The organism is Deltaproteobacteria bacterium (assembly GCA_016931625.1).
GTDB lineage: Bacteria > Myxococcota > XYA12-FULL-58-9 > XYA12-FULL-58-9 > JAFGEK01 > JAFGEK01.
The window spans coordinates 1-20,252 of the sequence record JAFGEK010000104.1 but is presented as its reverse complement, the minus strand read 5'-3'; the positions used below and the strand labels follow the sequence as shown (position 1 = coordinate 20,252).

The following is a 20,252-nucleotide window of genomic DNA, read 5'->3' as shown; positions in this document are numbered from 1 at the left end:
TAGCCCTCTTTGTCTTCAAAGCACGCAGTAAATTGACCCGCAACGACAACAAAATACTCATCAAAATCATGCACATGCTTTTGAGAAACTCTATTGGCATGGTAAGTCCAGAACGCCATTTGACCACCACCAGGCCCATCGTAATAGTATCCTTCAATATCTTCAGTATTTTGTGCACTAGCGGGCACACGGTTACTCTGGTTTTTCATAAACAATGGAAATTCTTTCATGTTTAATTGCCTTTTAGTAAAACGCTCACTATGTTGGTACTAATTTCATCGATCGGTCATGACGTTTTGAGAGTAGCAGCAACGAAATAGCCGCACCCACTATTGCTAGAAACATATCCCATTGCGCATCCCAAATATCACCTTGGGTACCTAAAAAAGCAGTGCCAACATCAGAGGCCACTAGCAAGGTCGTCCACCATTCAAGCAGCTCCCAAAAAGCGCCAATTGCCAGAATAACAGAAAGAATAATGAATGTAAACCACCCGTCGCGACGAAGGGGAGTTTTACGCAATAGCACTTCGCGAATGATTAGTGCCGGAAAAAAACCTAGGGCCAAATGGCCAACGCGGTCATAGTGATTACGACTTAGATGAAAGAGTTCTTTAGCCCAATTGCCTAATGGTGTTTCAGCATAAGTATAATGACCGCCATATAATAAAATTAATGCGTGGATGAAAACACCCCAATATATTAAACGAGACATAGGAAATTTTTTATAGGTCACAAATAACACCATAATACCGATGAGTGCAGGTGCAACTTCCATTAGCCAATTTAATCGCCCGGCTTTGGGTGCGAGTAGACTTAGCAAACAAAGAACTGCGTATATAATCAAAAGTATTAAAGGTAGTTTGGCATAGCTTTTTAAAGTATGGCTATTTGACGCTGATCTATCATTCATATTCATATCAACACTCAATCATTTCTTTTTCCAAAAGGCACGCCATCCTGTCGGATTAACAACCGCTGAGCGTCCGGTGCTGATCCAAGAATCAGCGCGTTCAACTGCACAGAACGATTGAGGGTCTAATTTACGTGCGAGGGTGATGAACTCAGAAATTTTTCTTCGAGAACATCTAATATAGATTAAGGTAACTGGTCCATCTCGGCCTTGACCAGCAAAGGTTGTCGCTGTTTGACCAGCCTCGCGAATAGCTTTCACAATGGCTTCACCGCTACCAGCAGAAATAATTCGTACTACCGCGTTGCCTAATGCTAATTTTTTTTCAAATAAAATACCAACTGCATTACCAGTAGCAAAACCACCAGCAAAAGCTAATGCCACAACGATATGTTCATGAATTCTAATGATTACTTGCGATACTACTGAAATCCAGATCAATACTTCAATGAAGCCTAAAAAAACGGCGAGCTTTATTCTGCCATTTACGATTGCCAAGGTACGTACAGTACCAAGTGAAACATCGATAATACGCATTACAAAAATAAATATTACTAAAGCCCAAATGGGTAAATTTGTTATAAAATCCATAAGCACCTTTCTGCTTTTTAATATGTTAAGGCTATTTTGCAAGCAAGATGTTTAATTGCGAAAAGTTTCTTTTGCGTGAAATGTGCACTTGAAAAGTATTCAGCATATGAACAAGGCGACGTTCAAATGCAAAAGGTTTTAGTTGGGCAGGTTAAAACCCTATGTCAAGCACAGGTAATTTGATTGCAAACATGGATGATACCCTAATTTCGATTACTTGTAATAACGATTAACTAACATTTCAAGCAGAGTTATTTTAATTAAAGCTATCAAATAACCAATAAGTAGGTTATTAGTAGCGTTAATATGAATCCAAGAGTTGCATTAATTATTGCCAGTATTTTTAGCCTGGTAATTATATTTTTACCATACGGTGGTATAGTTGGATATCCATTATTACTATTATCAACCATTGTTCATGAAATGGGACATGGAATAGCTGGCCTAATTGTCGGTTATAATTTTCATTCATTTAATCTTTATGCAGATGGTTCAGGAGCAGCTTTAATATCAGGCAGTGGTGGACGATTAAGCCAAGCTGTTACTAGTGCGGGTGGTCTTGTGGGCCCGGCATTTACCGCGGCGGTATTTTTTCCATTAGCTGCTCGACCCCGCCTGGCACGCGCAGCTCTTGTTTTAGTCGCGGTGTTTTTTCTTCTTACTTGTATAATTTGGGTGCGCAATATTTTTGGTTTTACTTTCATTGCGGCAATTGGGGTATTGCTACTTTTTATATCCATTAAAGCTAATAATTCGGTTAATCAATTTGCATTAGCATTATTAGCGGTACAACTAACAATTAGTGTTTTTGTGCGAGCCGATTATTTATTTACCAAAGTTGCGATGACTTCAAAAGGTGCGATGCCATCTGATGTAGCGCAGATACAGGCGGCATTAATTTTGCCATATTGGTTTTGGGGATTGGTATGCGGCGCTATTTCTGTTGCCGTGCTTATACTGGGATTGCGTTCATTTTGGCGCAATAGTCGAGTTGTTATAAAAAATAATTCTAATGGTTAATAATAGAGTTTCGCCACTATTAATACCTGGTAACTAGTGGCATACTTAATTAAGAAATTCTAATCGGAGCAGGACGTTGAGCGCCGACACAAATAGCTTGATCATTGGCATTAATTATAAAAGAATTGCCGGGATTAATACGTGATTCGTCACCACACTGCACTCCTAAGACGAGATAACCTTGTTTTTGCAAATATGATTGTAGTTCGGCAAAACTCCAATCTTGCATTTGTTCTATTGCAGTTATATAAACTTGTTGGCCAAAACGATTAGAGCTTAATTCACTTACTACTGCTTGTACTCCTGGATCAGAAATTTCTTGTACTAAAAATGATGAAGCCATACCTGCGACACAAACAACACTATCACAACCAGAACGTCGCATCAGTTCAACTCTTTCTGGATCAAGACATTCAGCAACGGTAAATATGCTTTTATTAAGTGATTCAATAGTTAATGCCGCAGCGAGGGTATGGTCATCAGCACTAGAGTTATTATTAGCGGCAAGCACCAAAGCGTATTTCGCCTGCTTTACACAAGCGCGATTCAGAACACTTTCTTTAGAAGGATTACCTCTGATAAAATGCACGCTAAGTTTGATAAAATCATGGGGCAATTGTTCAAGATTCTCATCAATTAGCACAATCGGTAAATCACGCGTTTTGCTGTCATGACGTAGTTCATGAATTATATCTAAGTTACGGTTATGACTTTGAAAATGAACTAATAAAATATGAGATTCAACATTAAGATCAGACATGCCTTTGATTTCCTTTGAACGAGATTCAATCAAGGTCGATGCCAATACTGAAAGCAAATAACCTAAGATGCCAATACCTATGAGCATTAAAGGTATGGCGACTAAATAGCGGCCATAGGTAGTAGTAGGGAATAAATCACCATAACCTACGGTGGTCATAGTAACAATTGCCCACCAGATTGAATCACCCCAAGTTAACTCTGGGTGTGAGACACTTTCAAACTGCTGAAAACCAACCGCACCCAAAGCTACCAGAGCGAAGAAAAGTAACAGAACTTTACTGATTTCAGAGTGTTTCTGCGGCCATATCTTTTTAAATGCCTGCATCAGTAGCTGGAACATAAGATGATATGACCTCCATTAAAGTTAGACTTGCGAAATTGCTGGTACAGGTCTTTAGTCTAATATTGCTTGGTATAAGGTTGCTAATAGTAGCTTCTTGCGATAGCCGTAGATTTGTCAAGATTTATATGCGATTGAAGCAAAGAACATGAATATCTTGTCACGGTTATATAATGTAGTGCGTAGTAATTTAAATCGGTCAATAGAAGATGCCGATTTCGTTGAAGATATGCATTACGATAATGTTCAAACTGGTGATGCGGTTGATGATAGAAATAGTCATAATAGCGGAACTAATAATTTAGACGCTGGTAAAAGTAAAAATATTGCTGATAAGTATTATGCAAATCTTGAATTAGCCAAAGGAGCGACGTATACCGAAATTAAAGCAGCATATCGGCGTTTATTACGTAAGTATCACCCAGATAAACATGAACAAAACGTGGATAAAGTAAAAATTGCCGAAGAGATTACCAAAGTTTTAAATGAAGCAATGGCGTATTTTGAAAAAGAACATGCAGGAGGGCGTTTATGAGTGCTTTAGAAAAAGTAAAAGGCTATTTAGCTGAACTAGGCTATGCAATTACTAGTGAGAATACTGCTGAAGAAATTGTCGTTATTGATGATGAATCGCAGGGTATAAAAAATCTCATTATTGACTGCGAAGCTCCGATTTTAATTCTTGAACAGCATATTTTTAATCTTAAAAACGCTGATGCTGCAGTGTATAAACGGTTACTGCAGATTAACCGCACCTTGGTTCATGGCGCTTTTGTACTTGATGATTCTGGTGAACGTGTACTGTTTCGTGACACACTGCAGCTAGCTAATCTCGACCTTAATGAACTTGAAGGTTCAATTAATGCACTTAGCTTAGCGATGGCTGAACACGCACAAGAGTTAATTAAATTTGCTACTGTCTAAGAAACGCTTGGGAGAGATAACGTGGGAATTTTTAAACGATTATTTAAAGTAGCTGAATCTGAAGCGCATGCAGCAATAGATAAATTCGAAGACCCGATTAAGATGACCGAACAGGGCATTCGTGATCTGAAAAAAGACTTACAAGCGAGTTTGCAAAGTCTAGCTGAAGTTAAAGCGTTGCAAATTCGTACTCGCCGTGACGCTGAAGAACAAAAACAGAATGCAGCTTCTTATGAAAAGAAAGCCATGCTGTTGTTGCAAAAAGCTCAAAGCGGTGCGCTTGATAGTGGTGAAGCAGATAGATTAGCCGGTGAAGCGCTAGCCAAAAAAGAAGCTGCAAGTACGCAAGCTTTAACCACCACCAGAGATTTGCAAAAACAAGATACTATGGTAGCGCAACTTGAAGCTAACGTTAAAAAACTAAAAAGCAAAATCAGCACCTGGGAAAGCGAGCTGTCAACGCTTAAAGCCCGCGCTAAAGTTGCTGGCGCAACAAGAAAGTTAAATGAACAGTTAGCCCAAGTTGATTCATCTGGCACCGTTGCCATGCTCGAAAAAATGAAGACTAAAGTAGCAGAAGAAGAGGCATTGGCCCAATCATATGGTGAAATTGCGCTAATTGAGACTAGTGTCGATGCTGAAATTGATAAAGCCTTAGCTAGTGGTAGCGCTAACGAAATTAAGGCGGCCGACTCATTGGCGGCATTAAAAGCCAAGATGGGTATGTCATAATTTTATCCCAACCAAGCTTATTTTTTGAAAATACACAAGCCAAAGGAACACCCAAAGGAATGTTATGATAAGCATCGGTATTTTAGCTTTAATTTTGGGTTTTGTTTTTTTGTATCTTTACCAAAACCAAGCTAAGAGTGGTAAGGTAAAGTTAAAGTCAGCAGATAGACTGCGTGCCTTGCAGCAGCAGCAGCAAGCTCATAAAGATGAGCTACTTTCTATTGAAGATGTTGAGAAAGGTGGCGTGATTCATCTTGATGATGTGGGTCTACGTGCTGAATCTTTTGATGCTCAAATAATTGCACGCCATCTGCATAAGGTCGACTCTGATCGCATTATTGAACTTGAAGCTGATCGCGGTGGGTCAAAAGTCTATATATCTATTGAGCGTGATGATGAGTTAAGTGTTGATGTAACACTTACCCAACCTTCATTAGCTAGCTTAGGTATAAGTGCTAAAGATATTGATAACTTTGTTGATGATCAAAAACTAAACTATGATGGCACTGAGTATTATGCCGATTATTATAACCAAGCAATATTTTGTCGTGATAGTAATGAACTTAATCCAGAGCCATATGAGTTTTGGGATTTTGCCGACGAAGATGAAGAGCAGTATATCACCATAGTTCGCTGGCAAGATGGCACGGTTGAAGCAAATTATAGCGTTGTGATTAAACCAAGAAATATAACTGTCTATAGCCGATCTTAAATGAACCAGATTGCGGTAAAATCAAATAAAGCTTTTAAACCATTCTCTGAGAGTATGGTGCTTTATATTAGTATGTTTGTAATGGGGGGGTGTGGTTTAGCTTATGAGTATACTCTTAGTAAGCTTTGCTCTGATTTACTAGGTAACTCAGTTGAGCAATGGGCAGTAATAATTGGGGTAATGATGTTTTTTATGGGGATTGGTTCAGATGTTCAAAAATATTTTCAAGATAAAGAGCTTTTTTCAAAATTTTTATTTGCACAAATGTTATTAGGGCTTGGTGGTGCATTTGGACCTATTGTTATCCTTGATGCCTATGGTCGTTTCCCCCAACATTTTGTTATCATTCAATATTTTTTTATCTCGGCAATAGGTTTGCTGATAGGGTTTGAAATACCTTTGCTAACTCGCATCAACTCTAAATATAGCAAAGAAATAAAATTTAATATTGGTGGTATTTTAAAAATGGATTACATCGGGGCGCTTTGTGGTGCCTTGATTTGGGTGTTTGTCCTACCAAAATTTTTCTCAACTACAAAAATGGCTTTTGTGTTAGGGCTAATGAATATTGCCGTTGCTGGTTTTGCACTAATTTATTTTTATGCGCTTATTGAAAAACGTCGTTTAGTATCATTAGCAATAATTGTTAGTTTTTCTTTAGTAACCGTAGGCTATTTTATTGCGGACCAGTGGACCAGTTATGCAGAACAAGCGCTTTATCGTGACCGTATTGTTTATGCAAAAACATCAAAATATCAGCACTTAGTTATTACAGAAAAGGCCACGGGTTCATTTTCGTTTTTTATCAATGGCCATTTACAATTTAATAGTAATGATGAATATATTTATCATGAAAATTTAGTACATCCCGCAATGCTAATCGCCCCTAAAAAAGAGCGAGTTTTAATTCTTGGTGGTGGAGATGGTTTAGCGGCGCGTGAAGTTTTAAAATATAAAGAAGTAAAAGAGCTTACTTTATGTGATATTGATCCAATGGTTGTTGAATTAGCTCGTTTTAATCAATTAATGCGCACTCTAAATCAAGATAGCCTTTTTGATGCGCGTTTGCATTTGATAAAAAATAAAGCTCTAATGAAGGCAGCAGAACGCGATTTGTGGACCCCTGATCACAAAAGCCTATCACCAAGAAAAATGGCCAAGGTTTCTCATGTAACTATTATTAATGTTGATGCTATGAAATTTATTGAACAGGTACAGGGTCAATATGATGTAGTAATTGTAGATTTTCCTGATCCAAATGCTCCTGAGCTGGCAAAACTATATTCGCAAAGTTTTTACCAATTATTGCGTAAACAACTTGCCCCTGGTGCAGTATTTGTACAGCAATCAACTTCACCGTATTATGCTAAAGAAGCATTTTTAAATATCGGTCGCACCATTAAAAGTGCTGGTTTTGCTGCAATACCATATCATGAAGATATTCCATCAATGGGAGATTGGGGCTTTTGGATTGCGGGCGATACTAAATGGTATTCAGAAAAATCCTTGCGCATGCAATTTGAAAATGCAGATACAACAAATATACCTTTGCAATATTTAACTAATGATACCAAACAAGCTTCGCTTGCATTTGGGGCGCAACAATTAATAAGTAGTAATAATGATATCAATACTCTTACCTCTGCAGTTGTTTATCGGTATTACTTAAAAGGTTGGCAACAGTACTTCTGATGCCTGATGGCTAGGAGGAATTATCAAGGAGATAAGTTATGGCTGAGAGGTACTTAAAAATAATGGCCATCGTGTTTTTTGGCATTGCGGGCTTATCCTTTTGCGTAAGTATGAATAAACCAGGCGATACTTATGACGTTTCAGTTACGCAAATGGTTGATGCAGACAAAGGCCTCGATTTGCGGGCAGTTGGTGAAGTGCTAAAAAAAGCCAAAACCGCTGAAGAATTTGAGAAGTTGTTAAATTCTCCTGATACTGGGGTAAATAACCTAGACCTTAATGCCGATGGCAAGGCTGATTATATTAAAGTAAAAGAATTTGGCGACGATATAACCAAAGGTTTCTCTTTAACCACCGAAGTTGCCAATGGTGAAGTTCAAGAAATTGCTACAATTAAAATTCAAAAGCAGGGCGAAGACAAAGCCGAAGTTGAATATCACGGCAATCAAACCATCTATGGCCAGAATCATTACTATCGTTCGAGCTGGTCACCTGGCTTTGGTACCGGATTGATGATGGGCTATTTATTTGCCCCGCATCGCATGTATTCTTCACCATGGGGATGGGGATCATATCCTGGATATTACCATTCATATTCAACTATACCATTTAATAATTATAGCAGTCGTTGGCATAATCGCCTTGGTTCATATAATACATCTTCATCATCAAGCTTTGGTAACTCAATTAGATCACCAAACTTTGGCCGCAACGCTAATAGTATAAAAGCGCGACTGAAAAATCCCACTGCATCGCAAAAGAGTTTTCAGTCTAGTTTTGGCTCAAGTGCTCGTCGCAGCGGCGGATTCGGTCGTGGTTTTTCTTCAAGACGTAGCTCTTTTGGTCGTAGCTCTCGGTCATTTGGCGGCAAGTAGGGAGGAGCACACACATGTTTAAAGAAATGTTTACTACTGATGCAATTTGGGAACTATTGGATCCTCGCGCAGTTATTTATTTAGTTATAATTTTGTTGGTATTTTACTTGGCCAAAAAAACTTTTGATTGGGTGGCTCCTTATAACCTAAATGAGCAACTCACCAAAGTTGATAATAAGGCCGTCGCGTTAGCATTTGCAGGTTTTATTATTGGTGTTGGTATTGTTATTCTGAGTATACTAAGCGGTGAAGTTCATACTGGTGATGCTACAACAGTAGTAATGGCTTATGTGACAGATTTAGGGGTGACGGTTGCTTGGAGTCTTGGTGGGGTTATACTTTTACATATCACTCGCATCGTTAATGATAAAATTATTTTTTATAAATTTAGTAATGTTAAAGAACTCGTAGAAGATAAAAACCTTGGTACCGGTGCTATTGAAGCAGGCAGTTATATTGGTTCTGCATTTATTATTCATGCTTCGTTATTTGGGGAAAGCCAAAACGTATTACACGCTATAGTTTCAACGCTGGTATTCTTTATAATTGGGCAAATATTTTTTGTTATTTATGGATTCATATATCAAAAAGTTACCAGGTTTGATGTTCATGATGAGATCGAACGTGACAACGCCGCCGCTGGTATTAGTGCGGGTATGAATCTTGTTGCAATTGGGATATTGCTTTCGGGTTATATAAAGCATTTTGATACTATTATAGGTATCTGTGTATGGTTTGTTATTGCAGTCTTTTTGCTGCTTACTACTAGATATATCGTCGATAAACTAATTCTTCCGGGGGCTCTGCTTGACGAAGAAGTAAAAAATGACCGTAATTGGGGTGCTGCTTTAGTAGAAGGTGCTGCAGCCATCACGATTGCTTTTATTGTTAACGCTTGTTTCTTTTTATAGTTAATTAAATGCGCACAAGTAGAATTATGATTGATGAGCAAGTAAGGGTGCAATACGCCGCCCTTTATTTGCTATGGCTTATTAAGACACCAGAAATTAATGCTACCGCTTTAATCGCTCAGGGAGAAGAGCTGCTAGAACCAGTGCTTAAATGGTTAGTCGAAAAAGAATACGTCAAAATTGCTGATAATAATATATTACATTCGACGGCTGAGGGTGCAGATATAGTTGCTCAGTTTGAACAACGTTATCATCATTTTTTAAGAGATTATGACGTATTTTGCGCTGTTGATTTAGAAGCTGGTGAATTTGCTGTTTCATTTTATGATAGTTTTGATGACCGGGATTCTTGGGAAGAGTTATTAGCGCAAGAGCGTTGGGATGATTTGCGTTTAGCGGTAGCTGAAGATGAAGGTATTGATGGATTAGAAATTGTATTCATGAGTTTTATCCAAGATGGTCGCTATGGGCTTAACTCAAAAGAACACTGGGATTATGATCGTTTATTAGGTTCGGTTTGGGATGAGATCGCCGAAGTTTGTAGCAATGCTATTACCGTTTCCGACCTAGGTTATGAAGATGAGAGTGGTGAATATATCAGTGGCGAAGTGGTTATCGCTGATATAATTCAACAGGGTCGCGCCATATTGCGACAGGTGCAAAACAAGTGACCGCTACATTGCATTCATACGGTAAAATACCTGACCTCAATGAGGCAGTTGAGCTTAGTGTGATTGTAGCAACCCTTACTGGTTGTGATCTTAAGCAGCTCGATGACCCAGAGGCTATTGCAGCTCTACTTTCAGAATGTGTCAATGCTAGTGGCATGACCCTTATTCATCAATATGTTCATAAATTTCAACCTTGCGGTGTCACTGGTGCGGCAGTGTTAGCTGAATCTCATGTCGCTATACATACTTGGCCGCATCAGGGCATGCTATTTGTTGATATAGCTACTTGTTCGTCTATGTATTGTGCAAAAGCGGCGTTTGAATGCATCTGCAAATTGGTGCCCCATACTGATATTCGTATTAAAGATTTATCTTTAGCCTAAAAATCAAACTAAAGAAGAGAACTTTATGCAAATTTCTTGGCGTAGCTAATAATAGCGCTATGCTATTGTAATGATGGGAAAAGTAATAAATTTTGCGGCAATGCGAGCCAAGCGAATTTGTCGCCGTGCTGATAAAAGCATTCCTAAGGTTACTTCAATACATGGTTTAATAAAAGATAAGCGCCTTGCAAAAGCATTAGCAGCGGTTGCCGCTTTAAAAGACAGCAGTTTTCAACATAAAGTAGAAATATTTAGACATGTATGGCAACAAGAAAAATAACTTAATTCTCACTTGTAGTAATTATTTAAAAATTGCATGCGGTAAACTTTCGATACGTGAAGCATTAGATACTAAAGTATAGTTGAGCTTGCGCTGTAATTCTCTAATGCTATCTGCCCCACCATAAGTTAATCCCGAACGTAGTCCGCCAATTATATCCGCAATAATTTCATCTTCATTTTCGCAATATTTAACTTCAATAGCTATGCCTTCGGCGGTTTTCCATTCTGGCATTACCCCAATAAAACCATCTTGAGCTTCTCTGCTGGCCATACCACGGTATTCTTTAACCAGACTTCCGTCAGCTTTTTGCACAACAGAACCTGGGGTAGGTCGTGTACCAGCAAGCATACCGCCAAGCATTACGAAATCAGCTCCAAAGGCTAACGCTTTGACAATATCACCAGGGCTACGGATCCCACCATCAGCAACGATTGAGCGATCGACACGTACACATTCTTGTATGGCAGTTAGCATAGGTACGCCGAAGCCCGTTTTTATACGTGTGAGACAAACTGAACCAGCACCAATACCAACTTTGATTATATCGGCACCACATGAAGCTAAGTAATCAGCCCCTGCATAAGTAGCGACGTTACCGGCCATGATGCAGGCATTACGTAAAAGTCCACGGAGTTTTTTTAATGTTTTACCGACATATTTGGCATGCGCATGCGCGACATCAATACAGAAATAATCCGCCCCTGCTTCGTGTAAGGTAGTAGCACGATCAATTTCTTTACTGCCGCAACCTATAGATACAAAGCATTTATGGTGGCATTGCCGCCATATTTCAAGATTACGATCTATCGACATAAAACGATGCAAAACACCGATTCCGCCTTTTTCTGCCATGAAATTGGCCATGGCGCTTTCGGTAATAGTATCCATATTTGATGACATTACCGGCAAAGCCAAAGACAGTTTGCTGGTTTTATCAGTCATTGAAATATCGACGAGACGTCGTGATTCATAATGATTATATGAAGGCACTAGCAAAACATCATCAAATGTGATTCCTTCAAACATAATCTTTATGTTCTACTGGCTTGCGGTGCAGAGCAAGTAGAATTACAAATAATCGAATGCATTTACCATATTTCACGCTCCCTCCTATTGACCTTTCGGCATTAGGTTTAGGTCAAATTGATTGGTTTACCATATTTGTATTTGCAGCAGTTATTGCTGGAGTGACAGCGTATGATCGTGTGGTTAATCGCGGCGGTGATATCGATTTGCCGACCGCCCGGCTTATTCCTGAAGTAGCCGTAGTGACAGGATTTATTGGTGCTCATTTAATGCACGTGTTAGCGTATCATCCAGAATTAATGCGTGAAGATCCGTTAATACTCATTAAAATATGGGCCGGTATCAGTTCTATTGGCGGTTTTATTGGTGGCTTATTAGGGGCAGCAATTTTGTTGCGTTGGCGCAAAAAACCAATGCTTCCTTATGTTGATCGCATTGCGATTGGTATTACGATTGCTTGGATTTTCGGTCGTCTTGGTTGTGCAACTAGCCATGATCATCCTGGCAGTAAAACTGACTTTTTTTTAGGAGTTGCGTTTCCTGATGGTGTACGTCACGATCTTGGTCTTTATGAATTAATTTTTACCGTGTTAATCCTTGCGCCAGCATTATTTATAGTATCACGACGACGGTGGCGTACTGGCACACTGGCAGGTGTATGGTTGATATTATATGGACCCATACGTTTTATCTTAGATTTTTTACGGGCTGATGACTTTGGTTTTGTTGATGCACGTTATTTTAATCTTACCCCGGCACAATATGCCTGTCTGGTTATGATTATTGCAGGGGTTTTATTGCTGGCTATGTCACATATTCATAAGTGGCCAATGCAGCCAGCTTTATGGGGTAAAATAAATCAGCCACCTCGCCAGGGTTGAATATAAATATAATGAAACAAACCAATATAAACTTTAAGTGCGACAGCGATAGCTAGAGCACCAGCTAAAAAATAAGGCAGTCTGGCTTGATATCTTTCTATGATATTACGCATACGTGCAAAAAAGTGTATATTGCCATTATAAATCACAAAGGCGGTACTAATGGCACACATGGGATAAGCAGGAAATAAATAGCGATCGCAAGCGCGATCAAAAAGACTAAAGCCACCAATATATATGGCTAATGTTCCTATACCTAAATAAAAAGTTGGGTGTTTAAATGTGGTTTCTTTATATTTAAAATAACGCCAAAAAGGCCATAAAAGTAAAAATATCCAAGGGAAGAAGAACCACCAAGGCCTCACAAAGTAAAAACCTAAGTTAGCAAATTTATTTAGTATGCGAATTTCACCTAATGATACTCGTACTTGAGCTTGTAAATATGAACCCCAAAAACTTGCACCAGTAACTGACTGATGCCATTGCTCAAGAATAAAAGCTGCAACAACAACGAATAAACTTCCTGCAATTAGCTCTAAAAACTCTGCTAATTTATGACCACGTAACCACCATACCCAGGCAATAACACCAACTAAGAGCATGCCTGCTGCGCCTTTAATTAATACCGCACCTGTTAACGCGATGCCAAAGAAGAGTGCACGGTAGAAGTGGTGTCGTAGCACGACACAAGCAAAAACACCTAAAAGGACACATGTAGTTATGGGGTTTTCTTGATTACCTCTTACGAGATACTGAATAAACATTGGTGATAGAACCCAGATTAGAACCGCGGTAATACCACTATTATTGCCAATGAGTTTTTGAGCGATGGCTGCTAATAATGCTAAGCTAATTAACCAAGATAAGAAATTAACCAAATATATCGCAGGAAAGGCATTTAAACCTAAACGCCCAAATAGGGCACCGAACATAAATAAGCCTGGTGGATGTTCGTAAAAGTAGCCTTGATTACCCCAATGACCATTCCACTCAGGAGCAGACCAATATCTTATTGGCAATGTCGAGGTATCATGGGCAATCGCTGCATAAAGACGAGAATCAGAGTCATGTACTTTATATTGGGAGATTGAAACAAGAAAAGTTGCGGTTAACAGCAGCAATATCCCGATAATAGTAAACCTAATACGAAGTTGCCAATTTGGTGATAAATTTAACATATGTCTATTTACCCACACTTACATACATAAAAAAGCAATTTAGTATTTTTGGCCCAGCAGTTTCTTATTATCAAGTTACAGCCGACAGTAAAGAGACGTGATATAATATCTCAACCTGTAAATACAGTATGTTTTAGAATAATTCATCTAAATTAGGAAGGGACGACAATCGCGTGAGTGCGTCAAATTCAGCTATTAAAACATCTCCAACAGATGTTTTAATTTTTAATATCAAACTTTTATTAGGCGGTACTATCCACGAATTGCGCAATCCGGTTTTTGCAATGGGAGTAACGGTTGATGCTTTAGAAAAACGTTTAGGTGAAACTAGTGAAATAAAACCTTACTTTGCAGCATTGAGACATGAATTAGATCGGATTTTACAGTTGGCTCATGAATTAGGTGATTTGATTGCACCAATTAATCAATGTCAGGTTTTTTCAATAAAAGAATTGATCATGAAGGTGATCAGTGATCTGAACTCATTAGCACAAAGCAAAGAAGTCAGTGTAACAACAAATATAGATGAAAATTTAAAACCAGTCTTTGTAGATATTTCGCGATTGCAAATAGCTTTACAAAGATTAATTGGTTTATCAATTATAAGAACGCCAAAGGGAGAAGAAGTAAAATTAAAAATCGTACAACATGAAGACGACCATAAAAGCGAAATACAAATTGACATTAAAGATAATGGTCCATTGCTTGATCCTCGTGCAATGCGTGATGTTTTATTACCTTTTGGTATTCGTCGTGGTGGCAAACTTTCGCTTGATGTTGCTATAGCCTATACCACTATTCTTGCTCATAATGGAACTATGTCAGCGCACAATGATAAATTGAAAGGTCTGTGTTTCACTGTTAGGTTACCTAACGTTGTCGGCGATATCGCACCGTAGCTATTTATTTCGGAACCAAATTTATGGCTAAGCAAAGGATATTGTTAATAGACGATGAACCAACTATTCGTTTTGCGGTTGCTGATTATTTAAACGCTCAGGGTTTTGCTGTCGAAACTGCTAAGACAGTCCAAGAAGGTATTGAAGCTTTTTTACGAGCTCCGCCTGATGCTGCACTTATAGATTATATGTTACCCGATGGTAATGCTCTTGAAATGTTGCCGCGTCTGCGTGAAATTGCTGCATCAGTGCCCATTATTGTTTTAACGGCTCATGGTTCTATTGATCTAGCTGTACGTTGCATTAAAGAAGGGGCACAGCATTTTCTTACGAAACCAATAGAGATGCCTACTTTGCAATTAATTTTGCAACGTGTCCTTGAACAGCAACGCAATGAACGAAAACTTATTATGGGTAACCTGACGCGCCGACGTTCGCGTCTTTATCCCTTTATTGGTACAAACGCTGCGATTATCGCATTAGCTGAGCAAGCAAAACGAGTACTTGACTCTGAGACCCCTGTGTTAATTCAAGGTGAAACAGGTACTGGTAAAAATGTTCTTGCACGATGGTTGCATGAAAATGGACCACGAGCAGATGAGCCATTTATGGATATCAATTGCGCAGGTTTGTCTCCTGAGTTTTTAAGGGCGGAGCTTTTTGGTTATGAACCTGGTGCATTCACCGGAGCTACAAGTCGTAAATTAGGGTTACTCGAAGTAGGTCATCATGGTACTGTACTTTTAGATGAAGTAGGTGAAATTGATGTTTCGGTGCAACCCAAACTTCTTAAAGTTATTGAAGAGAAGCGTTTTCGTCGCCTAGGTTCAGTGCGAGATATTGCAGTCGATATTCGTTTGTTCTCAGCAACCAATGCTAATCTGGCGGCTTTAGCTGAAAAAAACCTATTTCGTAAAGATCTCTTGTTTCGTTTGGATGTAGTTCGACTGGTATGTCCAGCTTTGCGTGATCGTCGTGATGATATTATACCTTTAGCTTATAAAATTCTTGATGAGATTGGGGCTGAACGAGGTATTAGTGATTTAAATCTAACTAGTGCCGCTGAAAAGGCGTTAATTGAATATAATTGGCCTGGCAATTTACGTGAATTGCATAATGTATTAGAACGCGCTTTATTATTATCGCAAATGACAACAATAGATCGCGATGATCTTAGTTTAAATAGAGTAACTCATAATACACCAACTTACCTTGGTGACCATCTCCTTACTTTAGAACAAGTAGAACGTTTGCATATAGAAAATGTATTGGCACATGAAAATGGCAACGTAGTGCGTGCTGCACAACAATTAAAAATACCACGCAGCTCTTTATATCAGAAAATAAAACGGTATAGCATTTCTACGTCTAAATCCTAGACATTTCGATTCTAGTTTTTAGACAAAATTTCGTATTTTTTATAAACATATCTTTCCCTACATACGTGATAACAATGGGTTACACCGTTCTTTAATGCCATAAAAATCGGTCTCATTTTTGCTTAATATAATGATGCTTATAAAAGCATTACAGGTAAAACGATCTATGAGTAACTTAGTATCGGCCAGTAATACGGCAACAACATTACGTAACCGTAGAAATATCCGCGTGTTAGAGCCGAGTTCAATTGCATTGTGTTTGGGTCCAAGTCTAATTGAAGCAATTGTTACTACCAGTGTACTTGTCTTAATTTGGGATTGGCGTTGTGGTGTTGGCGGTGCAGTGCATTACGAAATTCCTTTTTGCGATAGTGATATATTAAGTTTACGGTCGGGACTACCGGCAATACCAACTTTATTGCAGTGGCTTGCAGCACAAAACACTAATGCATTGAATTTGCAGGCTAAAATTTATGGAGGTATGGAAACTAGCGATCAAGGTCGTTTGGGTGAAAGTAACGCTTCGTTAGCTTTTCGCATGTTAAGTGAAACAAATATACCAGTATTATCAAGCATAATAGGTGGATTAGACCCACGTCATGTAGCTATTGAATTACCAAGCGGGCAAGCTTGGGTTCGTGACTTATGAAAGTCTGTGGTGATTATCATGGTATTATTTACTCCTGAAAAAAAGCAATTCGAAATAGGACAGTCAGTTGGTACTTATATAAGTCACAATACTGCATCATCACCAAAGTCCGCTGAGAAATTATCACAACATTACTTAAATGTATCTTCATTCATTAATACTAATAATCTAGAGTCTTTCGATATTGTCAGTAAAGAAGTTGTTATTAAGGATCTTAGTACTATTGGGGCCTATATAATTACCCAACGACTCATATTAAGTGAAAACGCTGGGCTCCATTTAGAATTTACCTTACCTCAAGGTTTTCATCTAAATACTTTTTGTCGTGTAAACCGTATAGAAAAGATCTCAGAACTAAATTGCGTGTATGGCTACGGCGTACAGTTTTGTGGTCTCAACGATATGAATATAGATTTTTTAAATTATTATTTAAACCTTTTAGAAAATGGTCAAGGAAGCATTGTAGAACATGGTCGCATAACTTTATGTTATGAAGTCACCACTTTGGATAATAACCAGTTATTTATTAGCATATTGGGATCATTGCATCCCTTAGAATCAGAAGATCTTGAAGCAACTGTTGGTCGTGCCCTGGCGAAACTTGCAACAGGCCCAATATTAGTATTTATCGATGCTAGCGTTATTGGTGCAAATTCGCGTGCTTCATTAGAATTTATTCACAATTGGCTTGAACGACTGCGTCATAATCGTCAAGTCTTTGGGGTAATGGTTGGGCATGAATCCATTGGTTTTGTTCAATTCCGTCGACTTGCCCGTGAAGCTGGTATTGCCGATTCTTTAATTTCATTCACAGAACACGCGAATGCTGTTTCATTTTGGGGTACACTAATTGGCAATGCCGGTTATTTAAGTACAGTAGCCTGAAAGTAGTATTTGTATTTTGGGCAAAGTGCGTCGCGCCGAGTATTTGCTACGTTCATTTATTATTACGTGGTATTTACTTGAGACCATCGGCAGAATGAATAGTAAAGGCTTAAGCCTGCATTCATGAATGCTAGGTTGGATGGGCGTACTCATGCATCTTTGCTAAATGTTAAAGTGGAGGTTAAACGTGGGCGCAAAAAAAATTCTTCTTGTCGATGATTCAAATACGGTTTTATTGATGGAAAGAATGCTTTTAGCCAACGAAGGCTATGAATTACTTACAGCAAGTAATGGTCGAGAGGCAATTATTAAAGCAACTGAAGAAAAACCTGATCTAATACTTTTAGATGTTGTGATGCCAGAAGTAAGTGGATTTGAAGCTTGCAAACAAATTCGTGCGCAAGAATCTACTCGTGAGATCCCAATAATCATGGTCACCACTAGAAGCGAAGCGACTAATGTGCAAATAGGTTTTGAAAGTGGATGTAATGATTATGTGACTAAGCCTATCAATGGTGTCGAACTTATTACCAAAGTAAAAAACCATATTAGTTAACTTAAAGGGTAAACATATGGTTGAGCGCGACCATAAGGCAGCTTATATTCTGGATGTTGCCGAGATGACACGTAAGTATCTACGTGAGTTGCAACAAGAGAATGAGAGATTACGTTCTTTACTTGCTGCTAGCGATAGTGAACGCAAACAATTATATGTAGAAATTCGCGACTTAAGACGGCAGCGTGACATTCAAATAAATAATCATTTAGGCCTTAATAAAGAAGAATTAGCACGTCTTGAACAAGAAAATCTCAATGCAACACAAAGATATTTAAGTCTTGAACAGAAAAATGCTCATCTCGCCAATCTTTATGTAGCCAGCTATCGCTTACATGAAACTTTATCTAGTGATGAAGTATTGAGCATCATGCAAGAGATAGTAATTAACTTAATAGGTTGCGAACAACATTCGATTTATGAAGTAAACACGAACGCCAAAACTTTAAAATATTTAGCTGGTATGGGTGTTGATAAAGAACAAGTCAATAATATCGCTATTGTTGATGATCCTATCGCACAAGCTTTACGTGAAGGTAAAGTATTTGTTGCTTCAGAAGCCCCACTTCCAATGGCTGGTCATCCATACCCAGTTACTGCATGTGTGCCTTTACGTATAATTGATAAAACTATTGGTGCAGTTGTTCTATATCGTTTGTTACCTCAAAAAGCAGGAATCGAAGCTATAGATCGTGAACTTTTTGAACTTTTGGCAGTGCATGCTGGAATGGCTTTATATACAACTAAATTACATAAGACAGTAGCAGACAGCTGAGAGCTATCTAAGTAAGTAAAGCAAGGGACGCTCTTCATGGAAATAAGTCGCGAAGATATTCTTAGAGAATTTGAAGTTGAAGCTGAAGAGCATCTTGATGGTATGGAGCAATCTCTTATCGCTCTCGATCGTGATCGCTGTAACGAGGATTTGCAGCGATCATTATTTCGCAGCGCTCATACATTAAAGGGAGCAGCGGCCTGTGTTGGTTTTACTGCAATGACACAGTATGCCCATGCTTTAGAAGATTTATTAGAACAACTATGGCAACAAACCATTCCTGTTACTGATGAACTCATCTCACATTTATTGAAAGCTGTTGATGAATGGCGCGTGATGGTGCCAGCCGCGATGAGCGGTACTGACGAATTGTCTGGTACTCAAGTTAGTATTTTAGGAATACTTTCGCGTTTTGCGACGGATAATCAAGTTGCTGAACCAACAGCTAAACAAATAGTGCCTACACCAATTGTAAACACAAGCTCTGAAACTAATAATACGTCATATGTTTATACTAATCGGCGACGCACTTTACGCGTCTCAGTTAACGAACTTGATAGACTTGTAAATTTAACAGGTGAAATTGCAATCGCACGAAGCCGTATCAGCAATTTGCTTATCAACGAGATGCAATCACTTGAAAATATTCGTGACGCGCATCTTGAATCAGAACGCCTATACCTTGAATTACAAGAACAAGTGATGAGACTTCGGATGGTTCCCGTAGGTCAAACTTTTAGACAACATATACGCACAGTACGTGATGTTGCGGTTACGCGAGGTAAACAGGCGCAATTGATAATTAAAGGTGAAGATGTTGAAGTTGATATGGCAGTCCTTGAATCTTTACGCGATCCCTTAACTCATCTTGTACGTAACGCCGTTGATCATGGCATCGAAACACCAGCTATCCGTTATGAAAAAAATAAAAATGTTGTTGGCACAATTCAATTGCGCGCACATTATGAATCTGGGAGTGTTGAGATAATTATAAGTGATGATGGTGCAGGACTTGACCATAACCGCATTCTCGTAAAAGCGCGTAAACAAGGTTTGATTGCTGAGGATGCTAAACCTAGCGATGATGAAATATTACATTATATTTTCGCCCCCGGTTTTTCTACGGCAGCAGAAGTAACTGAGATTTCTGGTAGGGGTATAGGATTAGATATTGTCGAGAGAAATATCGAATCGCTTCATGGTGTAATATCGATTA

General features: G+C 38.7%; 25 protein-coding genes. 19 read left to right on the top strand and 6 right to left on the bottom strand.

The features are described 5' to 3' along the window. The 3 genes from JW841_09520 to JW841_09510 all read right to left on the bottom strand — a co-directional run. The coding region (locus JW841_09520; protein ID MBN1961174.1) for a cupin at positions 1-230 on the bottom strand (230 nt) is incomplete at its 3' end. Between the two features lie 28 nt (positions 231-258). Further along, positions 259-912, bottom strand: coding sequence for a DUF2238 domain-containing protein (locus tag JW841_09515; GenBank protein MBN1961173.1), 654 nt, complete (start codon positions 910-912; stop codon positions 259-261). 18 nt (positions 913-930) lie between these two features. Next, entirely contained in the window at positions 931-1,503 is a 573-nt protein-coding gene (locus tag JW841_09510) for a hypothetical protein (protein ID MBN1961172.1), read from the bottom strand. Positions 1,504-1,809: 306 nt separating this feature from the next. Here JW841_09510 and JW841_09505 point away from each other — a divergent pair, with 306 nt between their 5' ends. After that, entirely contained in the window at positions 1,810-2,523 is a 714-nt protein-coding gene (locus JW841_09505) for a M50 family metallopeptidase (GenBank protein MBN1961171.1), read from the top strand. A gap of 49 nt (positions 2,524-2,572) precedes the next feature. On the opposite strand, the gene JW841_09500 is transcribed toward JW841_09505, so the two are convergent. Next, positions 2,573-3,625, bottom strand: a complete 1,053-nt coding sequence (locus JW841_09500; GenBank protein ID MBN1961170.1) for an NAD-binding protein — start codon at positions 3,623-3,625, stop codon at positions 2,573-2,575. A gap of 148 nt (positions 3,626-3,773) precedes the next feature. Here JW841_09500 and JW841_09495 point away from each other — a divergent pair, with 148 nt between their 5' ends. The 10 genes from JW841_09495 to JW841_09450 all read left to right on the top strand — a co-directional run bounded on the left by JW841_09495 (position 3,774) and on the right by JW841_09450 (position 10,805). Next, positions 3,774-4,160 (top strand): DnaJ domain-containing protein, encoded by a 387-nt coding sequence (locus JW841_09495; GenBank protein ID MBN1961169.1) that lies wholly within the window; start codon positions 3,774-3,776, stop codon positions 4,158-4,160. Then, positions 4,157-4,549, top strand: a complete 393-nt coding sequence (locus tag JW841_09490; protein MBN1961168.1) for a YbjN domain-containing protein — start codon at positions 4,157-4,159, stop codon at positions 4,547-4,549. Before JW841_09495 ends, JW841_09490 begins: the two co-directional genes overlap by 4 nt. Before the next feature lie 21 nt (positions 4,550-4,570). Continuing rightward, complete coding sequence (locus tag JW841_09485) at positions 4,571-5,281, top strand: PspA/IM30 family protein (protein MBN1961167.1); 711 nt, start codon at positions 4,571-4,573, stop codon at positions 5,279-5,281. 64 nt (positions 5,282-5,345) lie between these two features. After that, a complete protein-coding gene (locus JW841_09480) occupies positions 5,346-5,993 on the top strand; it encodes a DUF4178 domain-containing protein (GenBank protein ID MBN1961166.1) in 648 nt (215 codons plus the stop codon). After that, positions 5,994-7,685: a polyamine aminopropyltransferase gene (locus JW841_09475; GenBank protein ID MBN1961165.1), complete on the top strand. Its 1,692-nt coding sequence runs from the start codon at positions 5,994-5,996 to the stop codon at positions 7,683-7,685. It begins immediately after the preceding gene. A gap of 38 nt (positions 7,686-7,723) precedes the next feature. After that, positions 7,724-8,560, top strand: a complete 837-nt coding sequence (locus JW841_09470; protein ID MBN1961164.1) for a hypothetical protein — start codon at positions 7,724-7,726, stop codon at positions 8,558-8,560. A gap of 14 nt (positions 8,561-8,574) precedes the next feature. After that, positions 8,575-9,471: a DUF350 domain-containing protein gene (locus JW841_09465; protein ID MBN1961163.1), complete on the top strand. Its 897-nt coding sequence runs from the start codon at positions 8,575-8,577 to the stop codon at positions 9,469-9,471. 26 nt (positions 9,472-9,497) lie between these two features. Beyond that, on the top strand, positions 9,498-10,142 hold the full coding sequence (locus tag JW841_09460; protein MBN1961162.1) for a hypothetical protein: 645 nt from the start codon (positions 9,498-9,500) through the stop codon (positions 10,140-10,142). Next, positions 10,139-10,525 (top strand): adenosylmethionine decarboxylase, encoded by a 387-nt coding sequence (gene speD, locus JW841_09455; protein MBN1961161.1) that lies wholly within the window; start codon positions 10,139-10,141, stop codon positions 10,523-10,525. Before JW841_09460 ends, speD begins: the two co-directional genes overlap by 4 nt. Before the next feature lie 70 nt (positions 10,526-10,595). Next, a complete protein-coding gene (locus JW841_09450) occupies positions 10,596-10,805 on the top strand; it encodes a hypothetical protein (protein ID MBN1961160.1) in 210 nt (69 codons plus the stop codon). A 21-nt stretch (positions 10,806-10,826) separates the two neighbouring features. Here JW841_09450 and JW841_09445 read toward each other — a convergent pair whose 3' ends face one another. Then, positions 10,827-11,837, bottom strand: a complete 1,011-nt coding sequence (locus JW841_09445) for a guanosine monophosphate reductase (protein MBN1961159.1) — start codon at positions 11,835-11,837, stop codon at positions 10,827-10,829. A gap of 53 nt (positions 11,838-11,890) precedes the next feature. Between JW841_09445 and JW841_09440 the strand changes: the two genes are divergently transcribed. After that, a complete protein-coding gene (locus tag JW841_09440) occupies positions 11,891-12,715 on the top strand; it encodes a prolipoprotein diacylglyceryl transferase (GenBank protein MBN1961158.1) in 825 nt (274 codons plus the stop codon). Here JW841_09440 and JW841_09435 read toward each other — a convergent pair. Next, positions 12,694-13,893: a glycosyltransferase family 39 protein gene (locus JW841_09435; GenBank protein MBN1961157.1), complete on the bottom strand. Its 1,200-nt coding sequence runs from the start codon at positions 13,891-13,893 to the stop codon at positions 12,694-12,696. The two genes, JW841_09440 and JW841_09435, sit on opposite strands and share 22 nt — an antisense overlap. 173 nt (positions 13,894-14,066) lie before the next feature. Between JW841_09435 and JW841_09430 the strand changes: the two genes are divergently transcribed. The 7 genes from JW841_09430 to JW841_09400 all read left to right on the top strand — a co-directional run. Next, entirely contained in the window at positions 14,067-14,792 is a 726-nt protein-coding gene (locus JW841_09430) for a HAMP domain-containing histidine kinase (GenBank protein ID MBN1961156.1), read from the top strand. 23 nt (positions 14,793-14,815) lie between these two features. After that, positions 14,816-16,171 carry a sigma-54-dependent Fis family transcriptional regulator gene (locus tag JW841_09425; protein ID MBN1961155.1) on the top strand — a complete coding sequence of 452 codons (1,356 nt, stop codon included), beginning with the start codon at positions 14,816-14,818 and terminating at the stop codon, positions 16,169-16,171. 130 nt (positions 16,172-16,301) lie between these two features. Then, positions 16,302-16,820, top strand: a complete 519-nt coding sequence (locus tag JW841_09420; GenBank protein MBN1961154.1) for a hypothetical protein — start codon at positions 16,302-16,304, stop codon at positions 16,818-16,820. An 18-nt stretch (positions 16,821-16,838) separates the two neighbouring features. Further along, positions 16,839-17,705 carry a PilZ domain-containing protein gene (locus JW841_09415; GenBank protein MBN1961153.1) on the top strand — a complete coding sequence of 289 codons (867 nt, stop codon included), beginning with the start codon at positions 16,839-16,841 and terminating at the stop codon, positions 17,703-17,705. A 187-nt stretch (positions 17,706-17,892) separates the two neighbouring features. Continuing rightward, the gene (locus JW841_09410; protein ID MBN1961152.1) at positions 17,893-18,261 is read left to right on the top strand and encodes a response regulator; all 369 of its coding nucleotides are present in this window, start codon (positions 17,893-17,895) and stop codon (positions 18,259-18,261) included. A gap of 16 nt (positions 18,262-18,277) precedes the next feature. After that, positions 18,278-19,036 (top strand): GAF domain-containing protein, encoded by a 759-nt coding sequence (locus tag JW841_09405; protein ID MBN1961151.1) that lies wholly within the window; start codon positions 18,278-18,280, stop codon positions 19,034-19,036. A 36-nt stretch (positions 19,037-19,072) separates the two neighbouring features. Then, a partial coding sequence (locus tag JW841_09400; protein ID MBN1961150.1) for an Hpt domain-containing protein occupies positions 19,073-20,252 on the top strand: 1,180 nt, incomplete at its 3' end.